Here is a 22,050-nt window from a genome sequence, read left to right as displayed (position 1 = left end):
GTCGCCGCGATGGGCCATCCATGGCCCAGCGCGGCTAAACCGGCATCCATGCCGGTTTACCCACTGCGCAGAACCTCCACTCGGCCTCTCGAGGGGGCAAGAAAATCAAAAGCCAGATCAAGATCAAACGCGAAAGCGAGGCGGCCTTAAAGCCGACCTGATCGGGAGCCGTACGCGTTCCCTTTGTAGGAGCCAGGCTTGCCGGCGAAGAACGATAACGCGGTACAACAGATACACCGCAGCGTCTGGTTCGCCGGCAAGCCTGGCTCCTACAGGGGATTGGGGTATCTGCAAAAGTCAGGTCGGCTTTAAGGCCGCCTCGCTTTGGCTGTAGATTTGGGTGCCCCATTAACCAAGATGGCCGAACGCAGGCATTGCGCAGTGGGGAAACCGGCAGGACGCCGGTTTAGCCGCGCTGGGCCATGGATGGCCCATCGCGGCGACCCACGGAGCAATGCCGGAGTGAGGGCATGCCGAGCCCTAGCGAGGCACCAAGTGGTGGGGCAAAGCCTTTTGGTTCCTTTTTGGCGTTTGAAAAAGGGACTCGCCGTAAGGGCGAAACCATAAGTGGTCGTTACCGCAGCAATGGATATGTACTCAGGCAACAATCTCCCAGAGGCTTTGAGGCGGCATGGATCAACGTTGGTAGGGGCACCGATGGAGGTAGTCACAGGTTGACGGACAGGCTCATGGCGTGAGGGGGCAAGAAGATCAAAAGCTAAAGCAACAGCAACAGCCAAAAAGCGAGGCGGTCTACCGGCCGGCCTGTTTTCGGGAGGGAGGGGCAAGGGGAGGATCAGACAGGCAAATGCATGCCAAAGGTGTTCATGCCATGGTCGCTGCGCACGAACACATCGCCGCCATGCATCAGTGCGATCGCCTTGACGATGGCCAGGCCCAACCCGTGGTTGTTGCCACTGTTGCTGCGCGAGGCATCGACCCGGTAGAAACGCTCGAACAGGCGCGGCAGATGCTCGCTGGAAATCGGCACGCCCGGGTTCGCCACACCGATGCTGACCTGGTGCTCGCCCGCTTCGATTCGCACCTCGATGACTTGCCCGGGGCCGGTGTGCTGCACGGCGTTGTTCAACAGGTTGATCAAGGCCCGGCGCAGGTGGGCGATCTCGATTCGTACCAGGGCATCGCCGCTGACCTGAACCTGTACCTGGGCATCTTCGAGAATGAAATCCAGGTAGTCCAGGGTCGTGGCCACTTCTTCCGCCAGCGAGGTGGAGGTCAGTTTGGTGGCCTTGCTGCCCTGGTCGGCGCTGGCCAGGAACAGCATGTCATTGATGATCGAGCGCAGTCGCTCGAGCTCTTCAAGGTTCGATTGCAGCACCTCGAAATAGTGCTCTGCCGAACGCCCGCGTGTGAGGGCGACCTGGGTCTGGCCGATCAGGTTGGTCAGCGGCGAGCGCAGTTCATGGGCGACATCGGCGTTAAATGACTCCAGGCGCGAGTAGGCCTGCTCGACCCGCTCCAGTGTCGAGTTGAACGAGTCGACGAACTGGTTCAGCTCCGGGGGCAGCGATGACATCCGCAAGCGGCCTGAGCGCAATGGAGGGGCCAGGCGTTGGGCTTCTTGAGACAGCTTGATCAACGGCTTGAGGCCGATTCGCGCCACCCAGTAACCCAGCGCCGAGGCCATCAGCACGCCGATAACCGCCAGGCTGATCAGGGCGATCAGCAGCTGGTGCTGGGTATGGTAAAACGTTTCGGTATCGATACCGATCATGAAGCGCAGGGGCGGGCGCTGGTCCTTGGCCGGGAATTGGCTGACCAGCACTTTCAGCGGGTAGGGGTGATCCGCCAGTTGCATGTCGCGCGTGCCCAGCGGTCCCACGGCGAAGGCACGGATGGTCGATGTCGGATTGCCGTATTCGTAGTGCGGATCGCCGCTGACGATCCAGAAACTGATGCGCTTGTCTTCTTCGCCAAGCAGCTTGAGCTTGTTGTTGATCTTCACCCAGTGCTCGGGCGTGCCGTAGCGGCCGACGGTGGACTCGAGCACGCTGTAGCGCGCGTCCAGTTCGGCTTCGGGCAACAATCCCAAACCTTTGTCGACCTGTTGGTAGAGCGCCCAACCGATCAACAGGAACACCAATAGCGCTACCAGCGTGAACATTCCGCTTAGGCGCAGCGCAATCGAATTACTGGACACCACGGCTCTCCAGCACATAACCCATGCCACGGATGGTGTGCAGCAGTTTCTCTTCGAACGGCCCGTCGAGCTTGGCCCGCAGGCGCTTGATCGCGACTTCGACGACGTTGGCGTCGCTGTCGAAATTGATGTCCCAGACCATTTCGGCAATCGCGGTTTTCGAGAGGATTTCGCCTTGGCGCCGGGCCAGCACACTGAGCAGCGAGAACTCCTTGGCGGTCAGGTCCAGGCGCGTGCCGCCACGTGTGGCCTTGCGGCTGATCAAATCTATCCACAGGTCGGCGATGCTCACTTGCACCGGTTCGTGGCCACCGCTGCGCCGGGTCAGCGCCTGCAGGCGTGCCACCAGTTCGAGGAAGGAAAATGGTTTGCCCAGGTAATCGTCGGCACCGTCGCGCAGGCCCTTGATGCGGTCTTCAACCCGTTCGCGGGCGGTGAGCATGATTACCGGGGTTTGCTTGCGCGCACGCAAGGCGCGCAATACACCGAAGCCATCCAGGCCCGGCAGCATGACGTCGAGGACGATCACCGCGTAGTCGCTTTCCAGCGCCAGGTGCAGGCCTTCCACGCCATCGCGGGCCAGGTCCACGGTGTAACCCTGTTCCGTCAGGCCGCGGTGCAGATAGTCCGCGGTTTTTTCTTCGTCTTCGATAATCAGGACGCGCATGACCCCGCCTCAGTCTGTGGTGGCCAGCGCCGGCAGCGCTGTAGGTTTAGGTCGATGAAATAGCCGCTCCAGCCACAAGTATATGACCGGGGTGGTGAACAGCGTCAGTGCCTGGCTCACCAGCAGGCCGCCGACCACGGCGATCCCCAGGGGTTGGCGCAGTTCGGCGCCGGTGCCGTAGCCAAGCATCAGCGGCAGGGCGCCGAGCAGGGCGGCGAGGGTGGTCATGATGATCGGCCGGAACCGCGTGAGGCACGCTTGGTAGATCGCTTCTTGCGGCGCCAGGCCACCGTTGCGCTGCGCATCGAGGGCGAAGTCGATCATCAGGATGCCGTTTTTCTTCACGATGCCGATCAGCAGCACCAGCCCGATCAGCGCCATGATCGAAAAATCCTGGCCGCAGATCCACAGCATGATCACCGCGCCCAGCCCGGCGGAGGGCAGTGTCGAGATGATCGTCAGCGGGTGCACGAAGCTCTCGTAAAGCACCCCGAGAATGATGTACACCGCTACCAGCGCCGCCAGGATCAACCATGGCTGGCTGGCCAGCGAACTCTGGAACGCCTGCGCCGCGCCCTGGAAGTTACCGCTGATGGCCGTTGGCATGCCGATGTCTACCTTGGCCTGGTTGAGCATGATCACCGCATCGCCCAGCGCCACACCGGGCGCCAGGTTGAACGACAGGTTGGCGGCGGGGAACATGCCGTCATGCGCAATGGACAGCGGCCCCACCGTGGGCGCATCGAATTTCGCCAGCGCCGACAGCGGCACCATTTCCCCGCTCAGGGGTGAACGCAGGTAGAAGTAGTTGAGGCTTTCGGCCTTGCCGCGTTGCCGGGTGTCCAGCTCCAGAATCACGTTGTACTGGTTGATCTGGGTCTGGAATTCGTTGATCTGGCGTTGGCCGAAGGCGTCGTACAGCGCTTCGTCGACATCGCTTGCGGTCAGGCCAAAGCGAGCCGCGGCACTGCGATCGATGCTGATATGGGTGATGCTGCCGCCCAGTTGCAGGTCGTTGGAAATGTCGCGGAAGGCCGGGTTGCCGCGCAGTTTTTCCGTGAGGCGCTGGGTCCAGGTGCTCAGGACCGCACCGTCGTTGCTCTTGAGCACGTATTGGTACTGGGCCCGGCTCGGGCCGGAGCTGAGGTTGATGTCTTGCCCGGCGCGCAGATACAGGACGATGCCCGGTACTTTCATCAATTGCGGGCGAATACGGTCGATGAACTCGCTGGCTGAAACATCGCGGTCGCCGCGTTTTTTCAGGGCGATCCAGAAGCGGCCGTTGGCGATGGTCTGGTTGCTGCCCGACACCCCGACCGAGTGCGAGAAGGTCTCGACCGCAGGGTCGGCAGCGACGATTTCAGCCATTGCCAGGTGTTTTTTCACCATGTCGCCGTAGGAAATATCGGCGGCAGCTTCGGTCGTACCGAGGACGAACCCGGTGTCCTGGATCGGGAAGAAACCCTTGGGAATAAAAATGTAACCGGCAATGGCCAGGGCCAGCGACAGGCCGAACACGCCGATCATCAGCTTCTGGTGCGCGAGCGCGCGGCGCAGACCTTTTTCGTACAGCGCCAGCAGGCGTTCGCCAAAGCCCGGCTTGGCGTGGGCGTGATGCATTGGCGCGCGCATGAACAGCGCTGCCAGGGTGGGCGCCAACGTCAGCGACACCACCACCGAAATCATGATGGTGGAGGTGGCGGTCAGGGCGAACTCCTTGAACAGGCGGCCGACCACGCCTCCCATGAACAACAACGGAATGAACGCAGCGACCAGCGAGAAACTGATCGAAACCACCGTGAAGCCGATTTCTCCGGCGCCCTTGATCGCGGCCTCGCGCATACCGTCGCCAGCCTCCAGGTGGCGGTGAATGTTTTCCACCACCACGATCGCATCGTCGACCACAAACCCCACGGCCACCACTATCGCCACCAGCGTCAGGTTGTTCAGGCTGAAGCCCATCACGTACATCAATGCAAAACTGGCGATCAGTGAAACCCCCAGTACTGCCGACACGATCAGGGTTGCCGACAGCTGGCGCAGGAACAACGCCATTACCGCCACCACCAGCATGATCGCGATCAGCAGGGTGATTTCCACTTCATGCAGCGAGGCGCGGATAGTCTGCGTGCGGTCGATCAGCGTCTTGACCTGCACCGAAGCCGGCAGCATCCCTTCCAGGCCCGGGAGCGCCGCCTGAATCCGGTCCACGGTCTCGACGATATTGGCCCCCGGCTGGCGGAAGATCACCAGGTTGACGCCCGGTTGTGAGCCCGCCCAAGCCTGGACGTAGGCATCTTCCGAGCCGTTGACGACCTTGGCGACATCCCTTAGATGAACCGGTGCGCCGTCCTTGTAGGAAACGATCAGTTGGTCGTATTGCTCGGGATGGAACAACTGGTCGTTGGTGGACAGGGTCGAGATGCTCGATTCCCCATAGAGTGCACCTTTGGCCAGGTTGAGGCTGGTCTGCTGGATCGCCAGGCGAATATCGGCCAGGGTCAGGCCGATGGCCGCCAGTTTGTCCGCGGAAACCTGGACACGAATCGCCGGACGTTGCTGGCCGGTGATAGCGACCTGGCCTACACCGTCGATCTGACTGATTTGACGGGACAACAGGGTTTCCACCAGATCACTGAGTTCGGGGCCTGGCATCAAGGACGAGTTGACGCTTAGGATCAGCACCGGGCTGTCGGCCGGGTTGACCTTGCGCCAGGTCGGCAGGTTCGGCATGTCCTTGGGCAGTTTGCCAGCCGCGGTGTTGATGGCGGCCTGGACTTCCTGGGCAGCGGTATCGATGCTTTTGTCGAGGGTGAACTGCAGGGTCAGGATGGTGGAGCCCAGGGCGCTGCTCGAGGTCATTTGCGTTACGCCGGGAATGGCGCTGAATTGCACTTCAAGGGGCGTGGCCACCGATGACGCCATGGTTTCCGGGCTGGCGCCGGGCAGCTGGGCGGCCACCTGTATCGTCGGAAATTCCGCCTCCGGGAGCGGCGCGATGGGCAGGCGCGGGAAGGCGATGACCCCCAGCAGCACCAAGGCAAACGTCAGCAGGATCGTTGCCACGGGGTGGTCGATGCACCAGGCGGATACCGAGCCGTGGCCTTTCATGGCGCCGACTCCGATTGCACGACCTGCGGCGGCTCGGTGAGCACTTGCACGGTGGCGCCGGGCTTGAGCCGCGACTGACCGTCGCTGACCAGCACGTCACCGGGTTTCACCCCTTTGATGATGCTCTCGCCGCTGCCTTGGTGAACCATCTGCACCGTCACAGTTTCAACCTTGTTGCCGTTTACCCGATAGACGAAGTGCTGGTCGAGGCCACGCTGTACGACAGTGGGCGGTACGACCAGCGCATCTTTATCCAACGCTGTCTGAATCTTTACCGTCACCAACAGGCCGGGCCAGAGTTTTTGCCCAGGATTGTTGAATTCGGCTTTGGCGCGGATGGTGCCGGTGTTGGCGTTGATCTGGTTGTCGATCAGGGTCAAGTGGCCTTCGCCCAGCAAGTTGCCGGTTTCGCCGTCGGTGTCGGCGCCGATGTAGGCCTTGACCTTGGCGCGTTGTGGATCGCCGATCAGGCCTTGCAGGGTCGGCAGCATCTGCTGCGGCAGGGAAAATTCCACGGCGATGGGGTCGATCTGGGTCACCGTGAACAGGCCTTGGGTGTCAGTCATGCGCAGGAAGTTACCTTCATCCACCGTACGAATACCGACGCGGCCACTGACCGGGGAGCGAATCTGCGTGTACGACAACTGCACCTGGGCCGCGTCAATCGAAGCCTGGTTGCCCTGAGCCGTGGCCTTGAGCTGGTTGACCAATGCTTGTTGCTGGTCGTAGGTCTGTTTGGACACACCGTCATCGACGCTCAAAAGTTTGTAGCGCTTGAGGTTGACCTGGGCCACTTGCAGTTGCGCCTGGCTTTCGCCCAATTGCGCCCTGGCCTGATCCAGGCTGGCGCGGATCGATCGATCGTCGATAGTGGCCAGCAGGTCGCCTTTGCTCACCAGTTGGCCTTCCTTGACCAGGATCCTGGTGAGGATGCCGTCGATTTGCGGGCGGACCACCACGCTGTGCAGCGACAGCACTGAACCGATGCCGCTGACGTAGCGGGGCACGTCTTTTTCGACCACGTTGACCACACGCACCGGAATGGCGGTCGGTGCTGCCACCCTGGCCGCGGAGGGTTTGGCCAGGTACCACGCACCCAGCGCTACCAGCACGATCAGAAAGGCTGCAAGAACGACGGTTTTTTTCTGGGTTCGCATGCGAGTGGGGCGCCGGGTCGGAAGATGGAAGTGTGCGCAGCTTTAACTACTACGTTATATCCCTGTGACCCGGTCAGGAAAGTGACCGCTGACTGACAGCCGTGTCAGTTTGGTCGTATGGAGTCCCACTCGGTCACGTAGGCTGTTTTGCTTTTCTTGTTGTACAGGCACAGTTCGGTACCTTGCCGGCCTTTCATGTGCTTTTGCGGGTACTGGCCTTGTAGCAGCAGGGCGGTGTAGCCGACCCGATCATCGAACTGCGCGGCATTGCCGACGGGTTTGGCATTCGCCAGACTGCTGGCCTTGGTGCAACTGGCGAGTACGGCTTTGTCGAAGGCGGCCCAGGCGTCGGGGCTGGAGGCGTATGCATGGGTGGCGAGGGCAGTGAGGCAAGCGAAGGTCAGGGTGACGGCTTTCATGGTTCAGGGATCCTTGGGCAGGTGTGGGCCAAGGCCTGAGTATGCCTGAAGGTCTGGGTCAGACCGGCACCGGTTCCCGGCGGACTACATACATCCCAGCGCTTTCATACAACCGCCGTGCGCGAACGTTGTCTTCCAGCACTTTCAAATCGACATACCCTTCGCGCCGCAGTTGAAACACCTTGAAGGCATTGAGCAGCAACGCTCGCCCCAGGCCGCGGCCTTGAGCCCGTGGATGCACCACCAGATTCTTGATGTAGGCACTGGTCCAGCACTGGCATACACCCGCGATACCCTGGGCATCCAGGGCGATGAAGCACAATGCCGGATCATATTCAGGATCGGTTTCAAACCGCTGCTGCCAGATGTCCAGGGCCGGGACGCGGCCACCTCCTTGGGAGTGACCCAGTTGCAGCAAGCGATGAACCTCTTCTGCCTGGCCTGGACGATACTCGCTCAGGACGATCCCCTGAGGCCAGGTGATGGCGGGCACAGCTTCAGTGAGACTGCGCCGCATGAGAAAGCAGAATGGCTCGTTCAAGACTCAATGACCTTGTTCGGCCACGGCCTTGGCCGCGTCGATCAGGCACTTGGTCAGCTCCGGCGAAGAGAACTTGGTCAGTACCGCATTCGCCCCCGCAAGCCGTGCTTTTTCGCTGTTCATCGCACTGTCCAGGGACGTATGCAACAGCACGTAGAGGTGCGCGAAGTCCGGGGTCTCACGCAGGGTACGGGTGAAGGCGTAGCCGTCCATTTCGGACATTTCGATATCGGAGACGATCAGGTTGATCTGCTGGGCGGTGCCTTGTAGATCCAGCAGGCAGTCGATGGCTTCCTTGGCGCTGCGGGCCGTGTGGCATTGCAGGCCCAGGTTGCGCAAGGTGTGCACCGATTGTTGCAGCGCGACCTGACTGTCATCGACCACCAGGATACGAGCGTTGCCCAGTATTTCTGCATCTTCCATGCTGAGCTCGGTCGGCGCCATGTCGATGGGTACCGGGGCGATGCCATGGATGACCTTTTCGATGTCCAGCACTTGCACCAGGGTACCGTCGACCGAAGTGACGCCGGTGATGTACGAGCGCGAACCGCCAGAGCCAAAGGGTGGCGGACGGATGTCGGTGGTCAGGCAGTGCACGATCTTGCTCACCGCCTGTACATGCAAGCCTTGCTTGGAGCGGCTGACGTCAGTGACGATCAGGCACCCACCGTCAGGGTCCTCCAGCGGGCGCTCACCGATGGCGCGGCTGAGATCAATCACCGACAACGATGCGCCGCGCAGGGTGGCGATGCCTTTGACGTGGGGATGCGATTCGGGGAGTTTGGTCAGTGGCGGGCACGGGATGATTTCACTGACTTTGAGCAGGTTGATCGCCATCAGCTTGCCGCTGCGCAAGGTAAACAGCAGAAGCGAAAGTGAATCTGCGCGGGCTTTTGTGGAGGACATAAAAACCTTCTGTGGAAAAAGGTGGCGAGGCGATCGGTGGATCACCCACAGCTATCGATGTCAGGTTATCGACGTGTCGGGGGCAGGCTTTAGGAAAAATCCCCTGAGCCGGTCCAGAGCCGTGCAAATTGAAACAAAAAAGCCCCGTCTCTTTAAAAGAGAGCGGGGCTCTTGTATTGCATCGAGGCGGTTGGAGTAGAACTTACTCGTCGTCGCCCATCTGCGATTGCAGGTAGTTCTCGATTCCGATCTTGTCGATCAGGCCCAATTGGGTTTCCAGCCAGTCGATATGTTCTTCTTCGGACTCAAGGATATCTTCAAGCAGTTCACGGCTGCCGAAGTCACCCACTTTTTCGCAATGGGCGATCGCCACTTTCAGATCGGCATGGCCGGTCTTCTCGATTCGCAGGTCGCACTCGATCATTTCCTGGGTGTGCTCGCCGATCTGCAGCTTGCCCAGGTCCTGGACGTTCGGCAGGCCTTCAAGTAACAGGATGCGCTTGATCAGCTTGTCCGCGTGCTTCATCTCGTCGATGGATTCGTGGTACTCGTGCTTGCCGAGCTTGTTCAGACCCCAATCTTCGTACATGCGTGCATGCAGGAAGTACTGATTGATCGCGACCAGCTCATTGGCAAGGATCTTGTTGAGATGCTGGATGACTGTAACGTCGCCTTTCATGATGGGGTCCTGCCCTGTATTAGCCGTCTATAAGGCAGAGTTTGAGCCGCACAACTAAGAGTGTCAAACCTAAGTTATTGAATAATAAATGAAAATTAATCGGAATAAGAATGTTTGTGTTCCGCGTCTAGAGCCTAAGCAATTGATTTTCAGGCATAAAAAAACCGGACTAGAGTCCGGTTCTTTGAAATACGGTATTTATGCAGCAGTAAATTCAACTGGAAAAGGAATCGCAGCCTGGGCCGTTTGCAATTTGGTCAGGGTCTCGCGGACCACTTCCTTGGCAAGGCAGGCACATTTGCCGCATTGACTGGCAACGCCGGTGGCCTGGCGCACTTCCTTGTAGCTGCAGCATCCTTCATAGATCGCATCGCGGATTTGGCCGTCGGTGACGCCAGTGCAGAGGCAAACATACATAAGTGAAAACCGTCGCTGTTTATGTCTCGAATGCGATGGATCTTAATGTTAACGAGAATGATTGTCAAAGTGCTTTGAGAGCGCTTTTTGACAGGTCTGACGAACGGTTGGCCGACCCTGCGCCGTAAACCGAAATACCCTTCGTCCTTTTTTACGCCTGCGGGAGAAACCGTTACGGACAGGCGAAAAACGCAGTGTATGATGGCCGGTCTTTTCGAAACGGGTTCGTGTCACAGGGCTGTCGCCTGAGGGTGGCAGGCTGGCGCAAACCTTGTTCTTAACGCTTCTACACCAGGAGATATCCAATGAGCGTACTCGTAGGCAAACAAGCCCCTGACTTCACCGTACCGGCCGTACTCGGCAATGGCGAAATCGTGGACAGCTTCACCCTGTCGTCGGCCATCAAAGGCAAATACGGCCTGGTGTTCTTCTACCCACTGGACTTCACCTTCGTTTGCCCGTCGGAGCTGATCGCTCTGGACAACCGCATGTCCGAGTTCAAGGCGCGCAATGTTGAAGTGGTCGCTGTGTCGATCGACTCGCACTTCACCCACAACGCCTGGCGCAACACCCCGGTAAACGATGGTGGTATCGGCGCAGTTCGTTACACCATGGCTGCCGACATCAAGCAGGAAATCATGAAGGCCTACGACGTTCAGTCCGCTGACGGCGTTGCTTTCCGTGGCGCATTCCTGATCGACGACAAAGGCGTTGTCCGCTCGCAGATCATCAACGACCTGCCGCTGGGCCGTAACATGGAAGAGCTGCTGCGTCTGGTCGACGCCCTGCAATTCCACGAAGAGCACGGCGAAGTTTGCCCTGCCAACTGGAAAAAAGGCGACAAAGGCATGAACGCTTCGCCAGAAGGCGTTGCGGCTTACCTGACCGAGCACGCTGCTGCGCTGTAAGGCACACGCTCCTGCTATAAAAAGCAGGTACAAAAAAACCGGCCTCTGAGGCCGGTTTTTTTATGGGTGGGATTCAATCCGCGAATGTATCAATCGCCGAAATCTTCCCAACCGCCCATTTGTTTCCAGCGATTGACGATGCCGCAGAACAGCTCGGCAGTCTTCTCGGTGTCGTAGCGAGCCGAGTGCGCCTCGCGACCGTCGAAGTCGATGTCGGCGGCCTGGCAGGCCTTGGCCAGCACGGTCTGGCCATAAGCCAGGCCCGCGAGCGTTGCGGTATCGAAACTGGAGAATGGATGGAACGGGTTGCGCTTCATGTCCAGGCGCGCAACCGCGGCATTGAGGAAGCCCAGGTCGAAGCTGCTGTTGTGCCCAACCAGGATCGCCCGTTTGCAGCCATTGGCCTTGAGCGCCTTACGCACGCCGCGGAAGATATCGTTCAGCGCCGCTTCTTCACTCACAGCCATGCGCAGCGGGTGATCGAGCTTGATCCCGGTAAATTCCAGGGCTGCCGCTTCGATGTTCGCGCCTTCAAAAGGCTCGACCCGGAAGAAGTAGGTGTGATCGGGGTACACAAAACCCTTTTCATCCATGGCGATCGTCGTTGCAGCGATTTCCAGCAAGGCGTCGGTGGCCGAGTTGAAACCACCGGTTTCTACGTCGACGACAACTGGCAAGTAGCCACGAAACCTGGCGGCCATTGGATGACGGGAACCGCCGCCACCGCCTTGACCTTCCTGTTCGTCGTCGAAATGGTCTTCACTCACGCGTGTTCCTCCAGCAGGCGCCAGCGCAGTTTTTCACCGGCGCGCAGCGGGATAACGGTCAGCTCGCCAAACGGCAGGCTGGTTGGGGCGGTCCATTCTTCGCGGACCAGGGTAATGCGATCGGTGTTTGCAGGCAGGCCATAGAAGCGCGGGCCGTTGAGGCTGGCGAAGGCTTCGAGCTTGTCCAGCGCATTGCGCTGTTCGAAGGCTTCGGCGTACATCTCAATTGCCGCATAGGCGGTGTAGCAGCCGGCGCAGCCGCAAGCGGCCTCTTTGGCGTGCTGGGCGTGGGGCGCCGAGTCGGTGCCGAGGAAGAACTTTTCGCTGCCGCTGGTGGCGGCGTCGAGCAGGGCTTCCTGGTGCGTATTGCGCTTGAGGATCGGCAAGCAGTAAAAGTGCGGTCGAATTCCGCCCACCAGCATGTGGTTGCGGTTGTACAGCAGGTGGTGCGCGGTGATGGTTGCGCCAACGTTGGCCGAAGCCGAGTTGACGAACTGCACGGCGTCGGCGGTGGTGATGTGTTCGAACACCACTTTGAGCGTCGGGAAACGCTCGACCACACGACGCATGTGCTCATCGATGAAGATTTTTTCGCGGTCGAACACGTCGACATCGCCGCGGGTGACTTCACCGTGGATCAACAAAGGCATCCCGACTTCGGCCATGGCCTCGAGTGCAGGGAAGATCTTGTCGATGCTGGTGACGCCAGAGTCCGAGTTGGTGGTCGCGCCGGCCGGGTACAGCTTGGCGGCGTGAATGAAACCGCTGGCCTTGGCCTCGCGAATTTCTTCAGGCTGGGTGCGGTCGGTGAGGTACAGCACCATCAGCGGTTCGAACTGGCTGCCGGCCGGGCGGGCAGCGAGAATCCGCTGGCGATAGCCGTCGGCTTCAGCCGCGTTGCGCACCGGTGGTACCAGGTTGGGCATGATGATGGCGCGGCCAAAGGTGCGCGCAACATCCGCGACGGTATTGGTCAACACGGCACCATCGCGAAGATGAATATGCCAGTCGTCGGGACGCAGCAGGGTCAGGCGGTCGGACATGAGGGGATTCCAGGCGGGTCAAACTCAAGGGAATGCTACCGGAAAAGACTCTTGCAGGCACCCGCTATCAAGTTTTACGGGAAGCTTCCGATATCCAACAGGTATGCCGTAAACATCTGTGTGTCGGTCTTTTTGTTGTAGAAGCCAGTGGAGCCTCCCGTGCGCCAGCGTTATTTAGCCTTGCTCAGTGTGTTTGCCAGCCTTCCCGCCATGGCGCTCACTTTCCAGACTCGCCTGGAGAGCATCGAGTGGACGGTCGAAGGCGACAAATTCGAGTGCCGGCTGATTCAACCGATCACCGATTTCGGCTCGGGTGAATTCGTGCGGCGCGCAGGCGAACAGGCGACGTTTCGTTTGAATGCCTACAACGCAATGCTGGGCGGCGGTTCTGCCACCTTGCTGGCGGCCGCTGCACCCTGGCAGCCGGGGCGCGGTGATATCAACCTGGGCACGGTACGGATCGGTAGCGGCAATGTCCTGTTCAACAGCTCGCAGGCCCAGGCCGGACGCTTGATCAGCGGCCTGATGGACGGACGCAGTCCGGTAGTCCGGCACTCCTCGGGCGATGGCCGGGTGTCGGAGGTGCGCTTGCTGCCGGTCAAGTTCAACAAGGCATTTGCCGACTATCAGGGCTGTGTGGCCAAATTGCTGCCGCAGAACTTCGATCAGGTGAAGCAATCCCAGGTCGGCTTCCCCGGAGGCGGCATCGATCTGGACGGGGCCGCCAAGGCCAGGTTGCAAGTGATGCTGGAATACATGAAGGCCGATCCGACGGTCAATCGCATCGAACTGGACGGCCACTCCGATAACAGCGGCAACCGCCTGACCAACCGTGACCTGTCACGGCGAAGGGCGCTGGCGGTGATGGAGTTCTTCAAGGCCAACGGCATCCAGGAATCGCAGATCACCCTGCGTTTCCATGGCGAACGCTATCCGCTGGCACCCAATACCAGCAACGTTAACCGAGCGAAAAACCGCCGGGTAGCGATACGCCTGGAGCGCGGAGCCCCCGCAGAGCAGGTGGCCCCTCAAGCGACGAAGCCCGCCGCTTCGGCAACCTCCTGACCCTTAGGTCATCGTCGCGCTCTCGACATAATCTGTCGCTTCGTCGTCATAAGCTGTCGCGCCACTGTAAATTATTCTGTATGGGCGGTAGACTTGACGGCTTTCCGTAGAACCCCGTGGAGTGATGGCATGGCGGACGTAAACAAGGTCGTTCTGGCGTATTCCGGCGGCCTGGACACTTCGGTGATCCTCAAGTGGCTGCAGGATACTTATAACTGTGAAGTGGTGACCTTCACCGCTGACCTGGGTCAGGGCGAAGAGGTCGAACCTGCACGTGCCAAGGCTCAAGCCATGGGCGTGAAAGAGATCTACATCGACGACTTGCGCGAAGAGTTCGTGCGCGATTTCGTTTTCCCGATGTTCCGCGCCAACACCGTTTACGAAGGCGAGTACCTGCTGGGTACTTCCATCGCTCGTCCGTTGATCGCCAAACGCCTGATCGAAATCGCCAACGAAACCGGTGCTGACGCCATTTCCCACGGCGCCACCGGCAAGGGTAACGACCAGGTTCGTTTCGAACTGGGCGCCTACGCCTTGAAACCAGGTGTGAAAGTGATCGCTCCGTGGCGTGAATGGGACCTGCTGTCCCGTGAGAAGCTGATGGATTACGCTGAAAAGCACGCCATCCCGATCGAGCGTCACGGCAAGAAAAAATCCCCGTACTCGATGGATGCCAACCTGCTGCACATCTCCTATGAAGGCGGCGTGCTGGAAGACACCTGGACCGAGCACGAAGAAGACATGTGGCGCTGGACCGTCTCCCCGGAGAACGCTCCCGACAAACCGCAGTACCTGGAACTGACCTACCGCAACGGCGACATCGTGGCACTGGACGGCGTCGAAATGACCCCGGCCACCGTGCTGGCGACCCTGAACCGCATCGGTGGCGAACACGGTATCGGCCGCCTGGACATCGTCGAGAACCGTTACGTGGGCATGAAGTCCCGTGGCTGCTACGAAACCCCTGGCGGCACCATCATGCTGCGCGCCCACCGTGCGATCGAATCGATCACCCTGGACCGCGAAGTGGCTCACCTCAAAGACGAGCTGATGCCCAAGTACGCCAGCCTGATCTACACCGGCTACTGGTGGAGCCCTGAGCGTCTGATGCTGCAACAGATGATCGACGCCTCCCAGGCCCATGTGAACGGTGTGGTTCGCCTGAAGCTGTACAAAGGCAACGTGATCGTCACCGGTCGCAAGTCCGACGAGTCTCTGTTCGACGCCAACATTGCCACTTTCGAAGAAGATGGCGGCGCGTACAACCAGGCTGACGCAGCGGGCTTCATCAAGCTCAACGCCTTGCGCATGCGCATCGCGGCGAATAAAGGTCGCAAGCTGTTCTGAGACCTTTGATGTAATGGAATGTGTGGCCCGGTCATCGACGCGGCCACACATTTGAAAAGGGGGATCTTGCCTGTTTCAGCATTCTTCCTGGTTTTTGCCATCACCTCTCTCATCCTTCCCTTCTGATTGATCGTCAAACGCTACGGGCTGCCGTAAGTCGATTGGCAAGTGTTGATCAATGACCGTCAAACCCTGTGAGCTCAAGTTGTAAGCAGCACAGAACGTTGTGCGGCAGCGTTTCCTCGCGTGTTTTGAAGGGGTGGCCGCGCTTTCCTTCAGCTTTGAATCTGACTCGGTACAGGTGAGGAAAACAACTGCACGTGCAGCTTTTCCCGGTTCGTTGTGAAGGCTTTCCATCAAGTGGCTGAACTCGACGTTTCTTGTCATCGCGCGTGCATCAACGACATACAGGTCTCTGAGCCGTTCAGGCAGGCGTACGCGGTGTAGCGCCGAAAGAGCGACGCCATGGAACGATTCTGAAGGTGGGTCTTGTGCTTTGGAGGGACGGTGAATGGATCTGCCACCACTGTCCGATGTCCTGCCGGCGGACTTTCTGCTCTTCCTGTTCTCGGGTTGCTCGACACCGTCCATGACTTTAATGAAGTGTTTCCCCTTTTCGAAGTCGGAGGGGGCGTAAAGCGATCGATAGTTGAAGTTGAGCGTGGCGAAGAACAGTAACAGCAGATAAAAGGGAAAGCTGATCAGGAACCAGATGTAGACGTCTCTATCGTCGTCATCGAGGAAGGGCAGTGAAACCGCCGCTGATGTTTCAGACAGGGTTGCGAATATGGCAATCACTGTCATGGGGTTGCTTATTCTTTTTTTGAGCTTATCCATGTTCAACCTCTTCGTTAGGTAATTCCTGTTTTTTGAATTTAAAGCATCTATCGTATGTTTGGCATCCAGGGGGTTTCTATTTTTCAATTGATTTAATGTCAGGCGGGCGCCCTTTCCGTTTGTGGTTTTTTATGATCAGTGGTGTGTTGGTTTTTACTGTAAGAGTGAGTGGATAAGTTGTGTGTGATATTTCTGGAGTCAGAGGTGATATTGGATAACCTTAGTTACTTTTTGGTTTGTGAATAGGGATGGTATATGTCGGGTCGCTGTCTAAAAATCAAATTCCCCTGGTTTTTTTGTTGCAGATCGATACAAAAAAATAATCTCAATTAGAAAGTCAAGTGCTCAATAAAAGTTTTCTGCCCTGCAATTTCTTGGATTTTTTGTAAGAAAAGTCTCTGTTTTTTGTAGGGAATGTCTCTCGGTGCGAGTGGCCGGGGGGGGCGACATGCCAGGGGGGAAACGACTAGGCTATTGTGCGGGCTCTAAAAATTCGAATAGCGAAATTGGACTTGCCCATGAATAAAGTGCTGATTGTGGATGATCACCCCGTCATTCGTCTTGCGGTACGAATGCTGATGGAGCGTCATGGCTATGAAGTCATTGCAGAAACAGATAATGGTGTGGATGCATTACAACTAGCCCGAGAATACATGCCGGACATTGTCATCCTGGATATTGGAATACCGAAACTGGATGGGCTGGAAGTTATTGCGCGACTGACATCGGCTGCGATGCCGATGAAAGTGCTGATATTGACCTCCCAGTCCCCTGGACATTTTTCCATGCGCTGCATGCAGTCGGGAGCCGCCGGATATGTGTGCAAACAACAGGATCTTACGGAGTTACTCAGTGCAATAAAGGCTGTCTTGTCTGGCTACAGTTACTTTCCCAATCAGGCTTTGCATACAGTGCGTGCCAGTCTTGGCAACGCCAGTGAAGCCGATATGGTGGATCGTCTGTCAGGGCGGGAGATGATGGTGTTGCAACAGTTGGCCCGGGGCAAGACCAATAAAGAGATTGCCGATGGGATGTTTCTCAGCAACAAGACCGTCAGTACCTACAAGACCCGACTGCTGTTGAAACTCAATGCTCGCTCGCTGGTCGATCTGATCGAGCTGGCCCAGCGTAACGGCCTGGCATGATGAGTCCTGGGTTGACGAAGTGCGACAGGGGGGCATTTATCGCGACTCGACACTTGGTAAAAAGCCTCCGTTTCGGGAGGCTTTTAGGTTTTACAAGTCAAAATCGTAATCGGCCAATTGCTTTTGCAGTCGGCGCTCCTCCAGCAGGTTGTCGATGGTCCGGCGCTTGCTCAGGTTGGTTTTCGCCACTTCTGCCACCGGCTCGGCATCATCAGCCTCTGTGGTGGTGAAGTCTTCATCTACGTCCAATTGCTCTTTGCCAGTGCTCATTTAGTTACTCCAGGCGAAGAAGGCCTTTGGGGCTCCTTATATCGACAATCGTGCGACGGGTAAAAAAGATTTTTTCAATCGATAAATCGAAAAACCCAATAGCGGCTCAATCGTCCGAGGTCTTGTGCTTGTATTCGCACAAGTCTTCGATCCGGCAACTGCCGCAGCGAGGCTTGCGGGCCAGGCAAACGTAACGTCCGTGAAGGATCAGCCAGTGATGGGAGTCGAGCAGGTACTCCTTGGGCACGAACTTCATCAATTTATTCTCGACCTCGACCACATTCTTGCCGGGCGCGATGCCGGTGCGGTTGCTGACCCGAAAAATGTGGGTGTCCACGGCCATCGTCAATTGGCGAAATGCAGTGTTGAGCACCACGTTGGCGGTCTTGCGGCCTACGCCGGGCAAGGCTTCCAGTTCCTCGCGGGTCTGCGGCACTTCACCGGCATGACGCTCAACCAGCAGGCGGCAGGTCTCGATCACGTTTTTTGCCTTGCTGTTGTACAGGCCGATGGTCTTGATGTATTCCGACAATCCTTCGACACCCAAGGCATGAATCGCCGCCGGGGTGTTGGCAATCGGAAACAGTTTGGCCGTGGCCTTGTTGACGCCGACATCGGTCGATTGCGCCGATAGAATCACCGCAATCAGCAATTCAAAGGGTGAGGAGTAAGCCAGTTCGGTCTTCGGTTCCGGATTGTCTTCATGCAGCCTGCGGAAAATTTCCAGACGTTTTGCGGCGTTCATGTGCGGTGAGTTTCCTCGAAGGCGTTCAGTGTGAGGGGGGCGGGCGGTGCCAGGCTTGCCAGGCGGCGATCAGCAATCCCAGCAGTATGAAACCGCCAGGGGCCAGCGTGGCCAGGCGCAAGCCACCGTCAGCAGTCAGCACCCAGCCCTGCCAATCGGCGTGCGTCGCAGCAGCCAGCCACGGCAGATGATTACCGAGTGTCCCGTAGCCGATGAGTTCGCGCAGCAGGCCCAGGCCCACCATCGATGCGCCGAACAGGCCGCAGAGGCGCCAGCGTTCGCGCCAGGGGCCCTGGAAGAAATCATTGCGCTCCAGCACGACGCATTGCAAGGCGATCAAGCCGGCATAGATCCCGGCATGCTGATGCCATTGCAGCGACCAGACCTGCGCGCCGAGTTCTGCGCAACTGGTCAGTGTTGCGGCAAGCAGTACGCTGGCCGGCAATTGGGTCGCCGGGAGCAGCCGCGAGCGCAAGGCGTTCATGCAGAGGCCAAAGGCACTGGTCACCACAATGAACATCACCCACAGGCCCAGGGCATTCACCAGTGAGCCGGTGGCGCCAATCAGCGGCACGAGCATCAAGGTGTTCTGTAACTGCAACGATTTATTCATCTGCAGGGCTCCCAAGCAGTGAGGCCCGGTGTTCATCGAAATAGCGCAAGGCGTCATGGGTGGCCTGGATCACGGCTCTTGAGGTGATGGTCGCTCCCGCAATCTGGTCGAACTGCCCCTGGTCCTTTTTCAAGGCCCAACCGTTGTCACCCGGATTAGTTCGTGACTTGCCGAAAAAAGCCTCAAGCCAGGCATTGGGCCAGTCGGAGATGCGTGCGCCGAGCCCCGGGGTTTCCGTTTGCTTGAGGGTTTTGACCCCCAACACTCTGCCGTCGGTATCGATGGCGATCAGCAAATCGATGGTGCCCGCGTAGCCCAGGGTCTGGCTGCGCAGCAGCACGGCACAGGCTCGACCGGCCTTGGTCGCGCGGTAACCCGCCAACAGCGTGCTGTTGCCCAGGGCGGTGCCTTCGAGGCTGAGGGGTTGTTCCAGCGGTTGATTGTCGTAGCTGCCGGGCGATAGCAGGTCCAGCAGGTTGCGACTGTCGATCAGGCGCTGTTCAGCCGCAATTCGTGGCGCGCTGCCCTGCTGCGCGAGATAGGTCAGGCCAGTCCCGAGGGTGGCCAGCAATGCAAGGATGACGGCGCTCGACGCTCGGCTCATGGTGCGTTCTGCTCCTGCCTGGCCGCCACAAGCCGCTCCAGCGCCGGTACACAGAGGTTCATCAACAGCACGGCAAAGGCCACGCCGTCCGGGTAGCCACCCCATGTGCGAATAAGGTAGGTCAGCAACCCCACGCCGGCACCAAACAGCAATCGCGCACCGGGGCTTTTTGCACCGGACACCGGTTCCGTGACGATGAAGAAAGCGCCTAGCATGCTGGCGCCGGTGAGCAGGTGAAACAGCGGCGATCCGTGGGAGTCTGAGCCCGAACCGTTCCAGCACAACAGGCTGATGACGAACAGGCTGGCGAGCATACCGACCGGCGCATGCCAGCTGAACACGCGGCGTTGCAGCAAAAACGCGCCGCCGGCGAGAAAGGCCAGGTTGACCCATTCCACGCCGCGGCCACCGAATTGACCAAAGGCCGGATTCGCCGAGAACAGCTCATCCATGGTCAGGCTTTTGTTGATCCGCAGGCTGTCCAGTGCCGTCGCCCGCACCCAGGCGTCCGGGCCTTGGCCTACGCCGAACACTTGTTGCACACCTCCCCACAGGTCCATGCCATGGGAGGCGGGCCAATGGGTCATCTGCTGTGGAAAGGTCACCATCACCAGGGCGAAACCGAGCATCGCCGGGTTGAACGGGTTGCTGCCGACCCCGCCATACAGGTGCTTGCCGAACACCATGGCAAGCGCGGCAGCACTGACCGTCAGCCACCAGGGGCAGTAGGGCGGCAAGGCCAGGGCCAATAGCGTGGCACTGACCAAGGCGCTGCCGTCGCTCAAGGTCGGCTTGAGCGCGCGCTTGCGCAATCGCAGCACCGCCGCTTCAGCGGCCAACGCACTGGCGCCTGCCAGGATCAGGTTGATCAACACTCCCCAGCCGTAGAACCAGAACAACGCCAATAACCCTGGCAGCGTCGCCAGTAGAACCAGTTTCATCGCCTGCTGCAGGCGTTCGTCGACCGATTCAAGGGGTGGCATGGGCATCCACCAGGCGTTCGGCTTCGTCCAAGGCGCGCTCCAGGACTTCGATCTGCTCGGCGGATGCGGCACTGGCTTGGGCTTTCTTCAGTTCGGCGCGGCGCATGGCCAGCTGGATTTTCGCCCGTTTCAGCTCGGCGTCCTTCGCCGGGCCCGCCACGGGGGCAGGGGTCGGCGGTGCAGCGCGTTCCAGTTGGGCCAAGGCTTGCTCGGCGGCTTCGAACTGCTGTTGCAGGACAATCAACTGCGATTGCTGTTCGAAGGTCGGCGGATGACCGAAGGCTTTGAGCGACTTGTTCAATTGCGCCCGGCTCATCGCCAGATCGACCTTGGCTTTTTTCAAGGCTGCATCGGCATTCGCGGCCTTCTGCGCGCGAACGCGTTCCAGGGCTGCCTGTACCGGGTCGAGCGGCGTCTGTGTGTGTGCCGCGCTGGGTTGGGCGGCACGTTGCGCGCGGGCTTCGCGCTCGGCAGTTTTTTGTTGTTCTTCACGCTGCAAGCGGGCGTTGCGCTGCTCGAAACGGCGCCGAGCATGGTTGCGTTTGGCGGCACGGGCCCGTTGCTCTTCCAGGCTGAAGGCCAGGCCACCGACTATCGGTAGCACGCCGCTCAAGGGCAGTGGATGCATTTCGATGCAGTCTACCGGGCAGGGCGCCACGCACAGGTCACAACCGGTGCACTCGTCGATGATGACCGTGTGCATCAACTTGGCCGCGCCGACGATGGCGTCCACCGGGCAGGCCTGAATGCATTTGGTACAACCAATGCACTCCGCTTCGCGAATATAGGCTATCTGCGCCGGGGCCGAGCCGCGGCTGACGTCCAGTTCCAGCACCGGTAGGTTCAACAGTTCGGCCAGGGCGTTGATGGTTTCACTGCCGCCAGGCGGGCATTTGTTGATCGGCTCACCGCTGGCGATGCCAGCAGCGTACGGCTTGCATCCGGGATGGCCACACTTGCCGCATTGGGTTTGCGGCAAGAGGGCGTCGATGCGTTGAATCAGACTCATGTTTTGATCAGCCCGCTGAATCCGAGAAAGGCCACTGCAATCAGGCCGGCACCAATCAGGTCGATCGGCAGGCCGCGAAAGGGCAGGGGCACATCGTTGTCGAGTGTGCGCTGGCGCAGGTCATGGAACAGACTCAGTACCAGCCAGAACCCCAACCCGGCACCGATGCTCAAGGCTGTGGCGTGAAAAAGTCCTTTGTCCTCGCGAGCGTTGAGCAATGCCACGCCAAGCACCCCGGCATTGCACAGCAGCAACGGCCAGAGGCCTTCGAAAGACAGCGTCGAAAACACCCGTGCAAGCAGCGTCAACAACGGGCGGATCAGCAGCGCACTCAACGGCAGGAACACGAACAGGTGCAGCGCCGTCAACCCCAGCGGTACCAGCAGCCATTGATAGAACGCATAGCCGAGCACCCCGGTGACCAGCATCAGGCAGGTCGTCGCGATGCCCAGGGCATGGACCTGGCGACGTTCGCTGCCCAACAGCGGATCGACACCCAGCGGCCAGTGCAACACGAGGTTGTTGAGCAGGGCGGTGCTGATGAGCGTAAGCAGGGTTTCGGTCATGATCGTGCCGGCAAGAACGGGGCTTTTCAACGCAGCGGTCTAAAAAGCTTAGGCATTATCCGGCAAGGACGGAGGGTGGGCCAGACATGA

The 22,050-nt window shown here is 59.2% G+C and carries 23 protein-coding genes; 4 read left to right on the top strand and 19 right to left on the bottom strand.

Features of this window, described 5'->3' with window-relative positions; all coding sequences use genetic code 11:
* Positions 1 to 796: 796 nt before the first annotated feature.
* The 9 genes from OH720_RS26615 to OH720_RS26575 form a co-directional block, all read right to left on the bottom strand.
* Positions 797 to 2,161, bottom strand: a complete 1,365-nt coding sequence (locus tag OH720_RS26615) for a heavy metal sensor histidine kinase (RefSeq protein WP_272603493.1) — start codon at positions 2,159 to 2,161, stop codon at positions 797 to 799.
* Complete coding sequence (locus OH720_RS26610) at positions 2,151 to 2,828, bottom strand: heavy metal response regulator transcription factor (protein ID WP_007998286.1); 678 nt, start codon at positions 2,826 to 2,828, stop codon at positions 2,151 to 2,153. Before OH720_RS26610 ends, OH720_RS26615 begins: the two co-directional genes overlap by 11 nt.
* A gap of 9 nt (positions 2,829 to 2,837) precedes the next feature.
* The gene (locus tag OH720_RS26605) at positions 2,838 to 5,939 is read right to left on the bottom strand and encodes a multidrug efflux RND transporter permease subunit (RefSeq protein WP_272603492.1); all 3,102 of its coding nucleotides are present in this window, start codon (positions 5,937 to 5,939) and stop codon (positions 2,838 to 2,840) included.
* Positions 5,936 to 7,096: an efflux RND transporter periplasmic adaptor subunit gene (locus tag OH720_RS26600; RefSeq protein ID WP_272603491.1), complete on the bottom strand. Its 1,161-nt coding sequence runs from the start codon at positions 7,094 to 7,096 to the stop codon at positions 5,936 to 5,938. The genes OH720_RS26605 and OH720_RS26600 overlap by 4 nt, the downstream gene beginning before the upstream one ends.
* A 104-nt stretch (positions 7,097 to 7,200) precedes the next feature.
* Positions 7,201 to 7,515 (bottom strand): hypothetical protein, encoded by a 315-nt coding sequence (locus OH720_RS26595; protein ID WP_272603490.1) that lies wholly within the window; start codon positions 7,513 to 7,515, stop codon positions 7,201 to 7,203.
* A gap of 58 nt (positions 7,516 to 7,573) precedes the next feature.
* Positions 7,574 to 8,032, bottom strand: a complete 459-nt coding sequence (locus OH720_RS26590) for a GNAT family N-acetyltransferase (protein WP_272606527.1) — start codon at positions 8,030 to 8,032, stop codon at positions 7,574 to 7,576.
* 27 nt (positions 8,033 to 8,059) lie between these two features.
* The gene (locus tag OH720_RS26585; protein WP_272603489.1) at positions 8,060 to 8,962 is read right to left on the bottom strand and encodes a chemotaxis protein CheV; all 903 of its coding nucleotides are present in this window, start codon (positions 8,960 to 8,962) and stop codon (positions 8,060 to 8,062) included.
* Positions 8,963 to 9,164: 202 nt separating this feature from the next.
* Complete coding sequence (gene bfr / locus OH720_RS26580) at positions 9,165 to 9,641, bottom strand: bacterioferritin (protein ID WP_272603488.1); 477 nt, start codon at positions 9,639 to 9,641, stop codon at positions 9,165 to 9,167.
* 198 nt (positions 9,642 to 9,839) lie between these two features.
* On the bottom strand, positions 9,840 to 10,058 hold the full coding sequence (locus OH720_RS26575) for a bacterioferritin-associated ferredoxin (protein ID WP_008057530.1): 219 nt from the start codon (positions 10,056 to 10,058) through the stop codon (positions 9,840 to 9,842).
* A gap of 305 nt (positions 10,059 to 10,363) precedes the next feature.
* On the opposite strand from OH720_RS26575, the gene OH720_RS26570 reads away from it, so the two are divergent.
* Positions 10,364 to 10,966 (top strand): peroxiredoxin, encoded by a 603-nt coding sequence (locus tag OH720_RS26570; protein ID WP_008057532.1) that lies wholly within the window; start codon positions 10,364 to 10,366, stop codon positions 10,964 to 10,966.
* Positions 10,967 to 11,055: 89 nt separating this feature from the next.
* Here OH720_RS26570 and rnt read toward each other — a convergent pair whose 3' ends face one another.
* Together rnt and pyrC are read right to left on the bottom strand one after the other, a co-directional pair.
* Positions 11,056 to 11,733 (bottom strand): ribonuclease T, encoded by a 678-nt coding sequence (gene rnt, locus OH720_RS26565; protein WP_008057533.1) that lies wholly within the window; start codon positions 11,731 to 11,733, stop codon positions 11,056 to 11,058.
* On the bottom strand, positions 11,730 to 12,776 hold the full coding sequence (gene pyrC, locus OH720_RS26560) for a dihydroorotase (RefSeq protein ID WP_272603487.1): 1,047 nt from the start codon (positions 12,774 to 12,776) through the stop codon (positions 11,730 to 11,732). Before pyrC ends, rnt begins: the two co-directional genes overlap by 4 nt.
* 159 nt (positions 12,777 to 12,935) lie before the next feature.
* On the opposite strand from pyrC, the gene OH720_RS26555 reads away from it, so the two are divergent.
* Both OH720_RS26555 and OH720_RS26550 read left to right on the top strand, forming a co-directional pair.
* The gene (locus tag OH720_RS26555) at positions 12,936 to 13,841 is read left to right on the top strand and encodes a flagellar protein MotY (RefSeq protein WP_272603486.1); all 906 of its coding nucleotides are present in this window, start codon (positions 12,936 to 12,938) and stop codon (positions 13,839 to 13,841) included.
* A gap of 129 nt (positions 13,842 to 13,970) precedes the next feature.
* Complete coding sequence (locus tag OH720_RS26550) at positions 13,971 to 15,188, top strand: argininosuccinate synthase (RefSeq protein WP_007938916.1); 1,218 nt, start codon at positions 13,971 to 13,973, stop codon at positions 15,186 to 15,188.
* A gap of 75 nt (positions 15,189 to 15,263) precedes the next feature.
* Here the strand turns inward: OH720_RS26550 and OH720_RS26545 are convergent, their stop codons facing one another.
* On the bottom strand, positions 15,264 to 16,025 hold the full coding sequence (locus OH720_RS26545; RefSeq protein WP_272603485.1) for a hypothetical protein: 762 nt from the start codon (positions 16,023 to 16,025) through the stop codon (positions 15,264 to 15,266).
* Positions 16,026 to 16,543: 518 nt separating this feature from the next.
* Between OH720_RS26545 and OH720_RS26540 the strand changes: the two genes are divergently transcribed.
* Positions 16,544 to 17,170, top strand: a complete 627-nt coding sequence (locus OH720_RS26540; protein ID WP_008057539.1) for a response regulator transcription factor — start codon at positions 16,544 to 16,546, stop codon at positions 17,168 to 17,170.
* Positions 17,171 to 17,260: 90 nt separating this feature from the next.
* Here OH720_RS26540 and OH720_RS26535 read toward each other — a convergent pair whose 3' ends face one another.
* The 7 genes from OH720_RS26535 to OH720_RS26505 form a co-directional block, all read right to left on the bottom strand.
* Positions 17,261 to 17,440 carry a PA3496 family putative envelope integrity protein gene (locus tag OH720_RS26535; RefSeq protein WP_180205311.1) on the bottom strand — a complete coding sequence of 60 codons (180 nt, stop codon included), beginning with the start codon at positions 17,438 to 17,440 and terminating at the stop codon, positions 17,261 to 17,263.
* Between the two features lie 106 nt (positions 17,441 to 17,546).
* Positions 17,547 to 18,185, bottom strand: coding sequence for an endonuclease III (nth, locus tag OH720_RS26530; RefSeq protein ID WP_180205310.1), 639 nt, complete (start codon positions 18,183 to 18,185; stop codon positions 17,547 to 17,549).
* A 25-nt stretch (positions 18,186 to 18,210) separates the two neighbouring features.
* A complete protein-coding gene (locus tag OH720_RS26525; protein ID WP_272603484.1) occupies positions 18,211 to 18,798 on the bottom strand; it encodes an Rnf-Nqr domain containing protein in 588 nt (195 codons plus the stop codon).
* Entirely contained in the window at positions 18,791 to 19,402 is a 612-nt protein-coding gene (locus tag OH720_RS26520) for an RnfABCDGE type electron transport complex subunit G (RefSeq protein ID WP_272603483.1), read from the bottom strand. The genes OH720_RS26525 and OH720_RS26520 overlap by 8 nt, the downstream gene beginning before the upstream one ends.
* A complete protein-coding gene (locus OH720_RS26515; RefSeq protein WP_272603482.1) occupies positions 19,399 to 20,385 on the bottom strand; it encodes an RnfABCDGE type electron transport complex subunit D in 987 nt (328 codons plus the stop codon). Before OH720_RS26515 ends, OH720_RS26520 begins: the two co-directional genes overlap by 4 nt.
* Positions 20,372 to 21,394, bottom strand: a complete 1,023-nt coding sequence (gene rsxB / locus OH720_RS26510; RefSeq protein WP_272603481.1) for an electron transport complex subunit RsxB — start codon at positions 21,392 to 21,394, stop codon at positions 20,372 to 20,374. Before rsxB ends, OH720_RS26515 begins: the two co-directional genes overlap by 14 nt.
* Positions 21,391 to 21,960 (bottom strand): Rnf-Nqr domain containing protein, encoded by a 570-nt coding sequence (locus tag OH720_RS26505; RefSeq protein WP_272603480.1) that lies wholly within the window; start codon positions 21,958 to 21,960, stop codon positions 21,391 to 21,393. Before OH720_RS26505 ends, rsxB begins: the two co-directional genes overlap by 4 nt.
* Between the last annotated feature and the right edge of the window lie 90 nt (positions 21,961 to 22,050).

Source organism: Pseudomonas sp. WJP1, from assembly GCF_028471945.1.
GTDB lineage: Bacteria > Pseudomonadota > Gammaproteobacteria > Pseudomonadales > Pseudomonadaceae > Aquipseudomonas.
The sequence above is the reverse complement of the archived record's forward strand: the minus strand, read 5'-3'. Positions and strand labels throughout refer to the sequence as shown.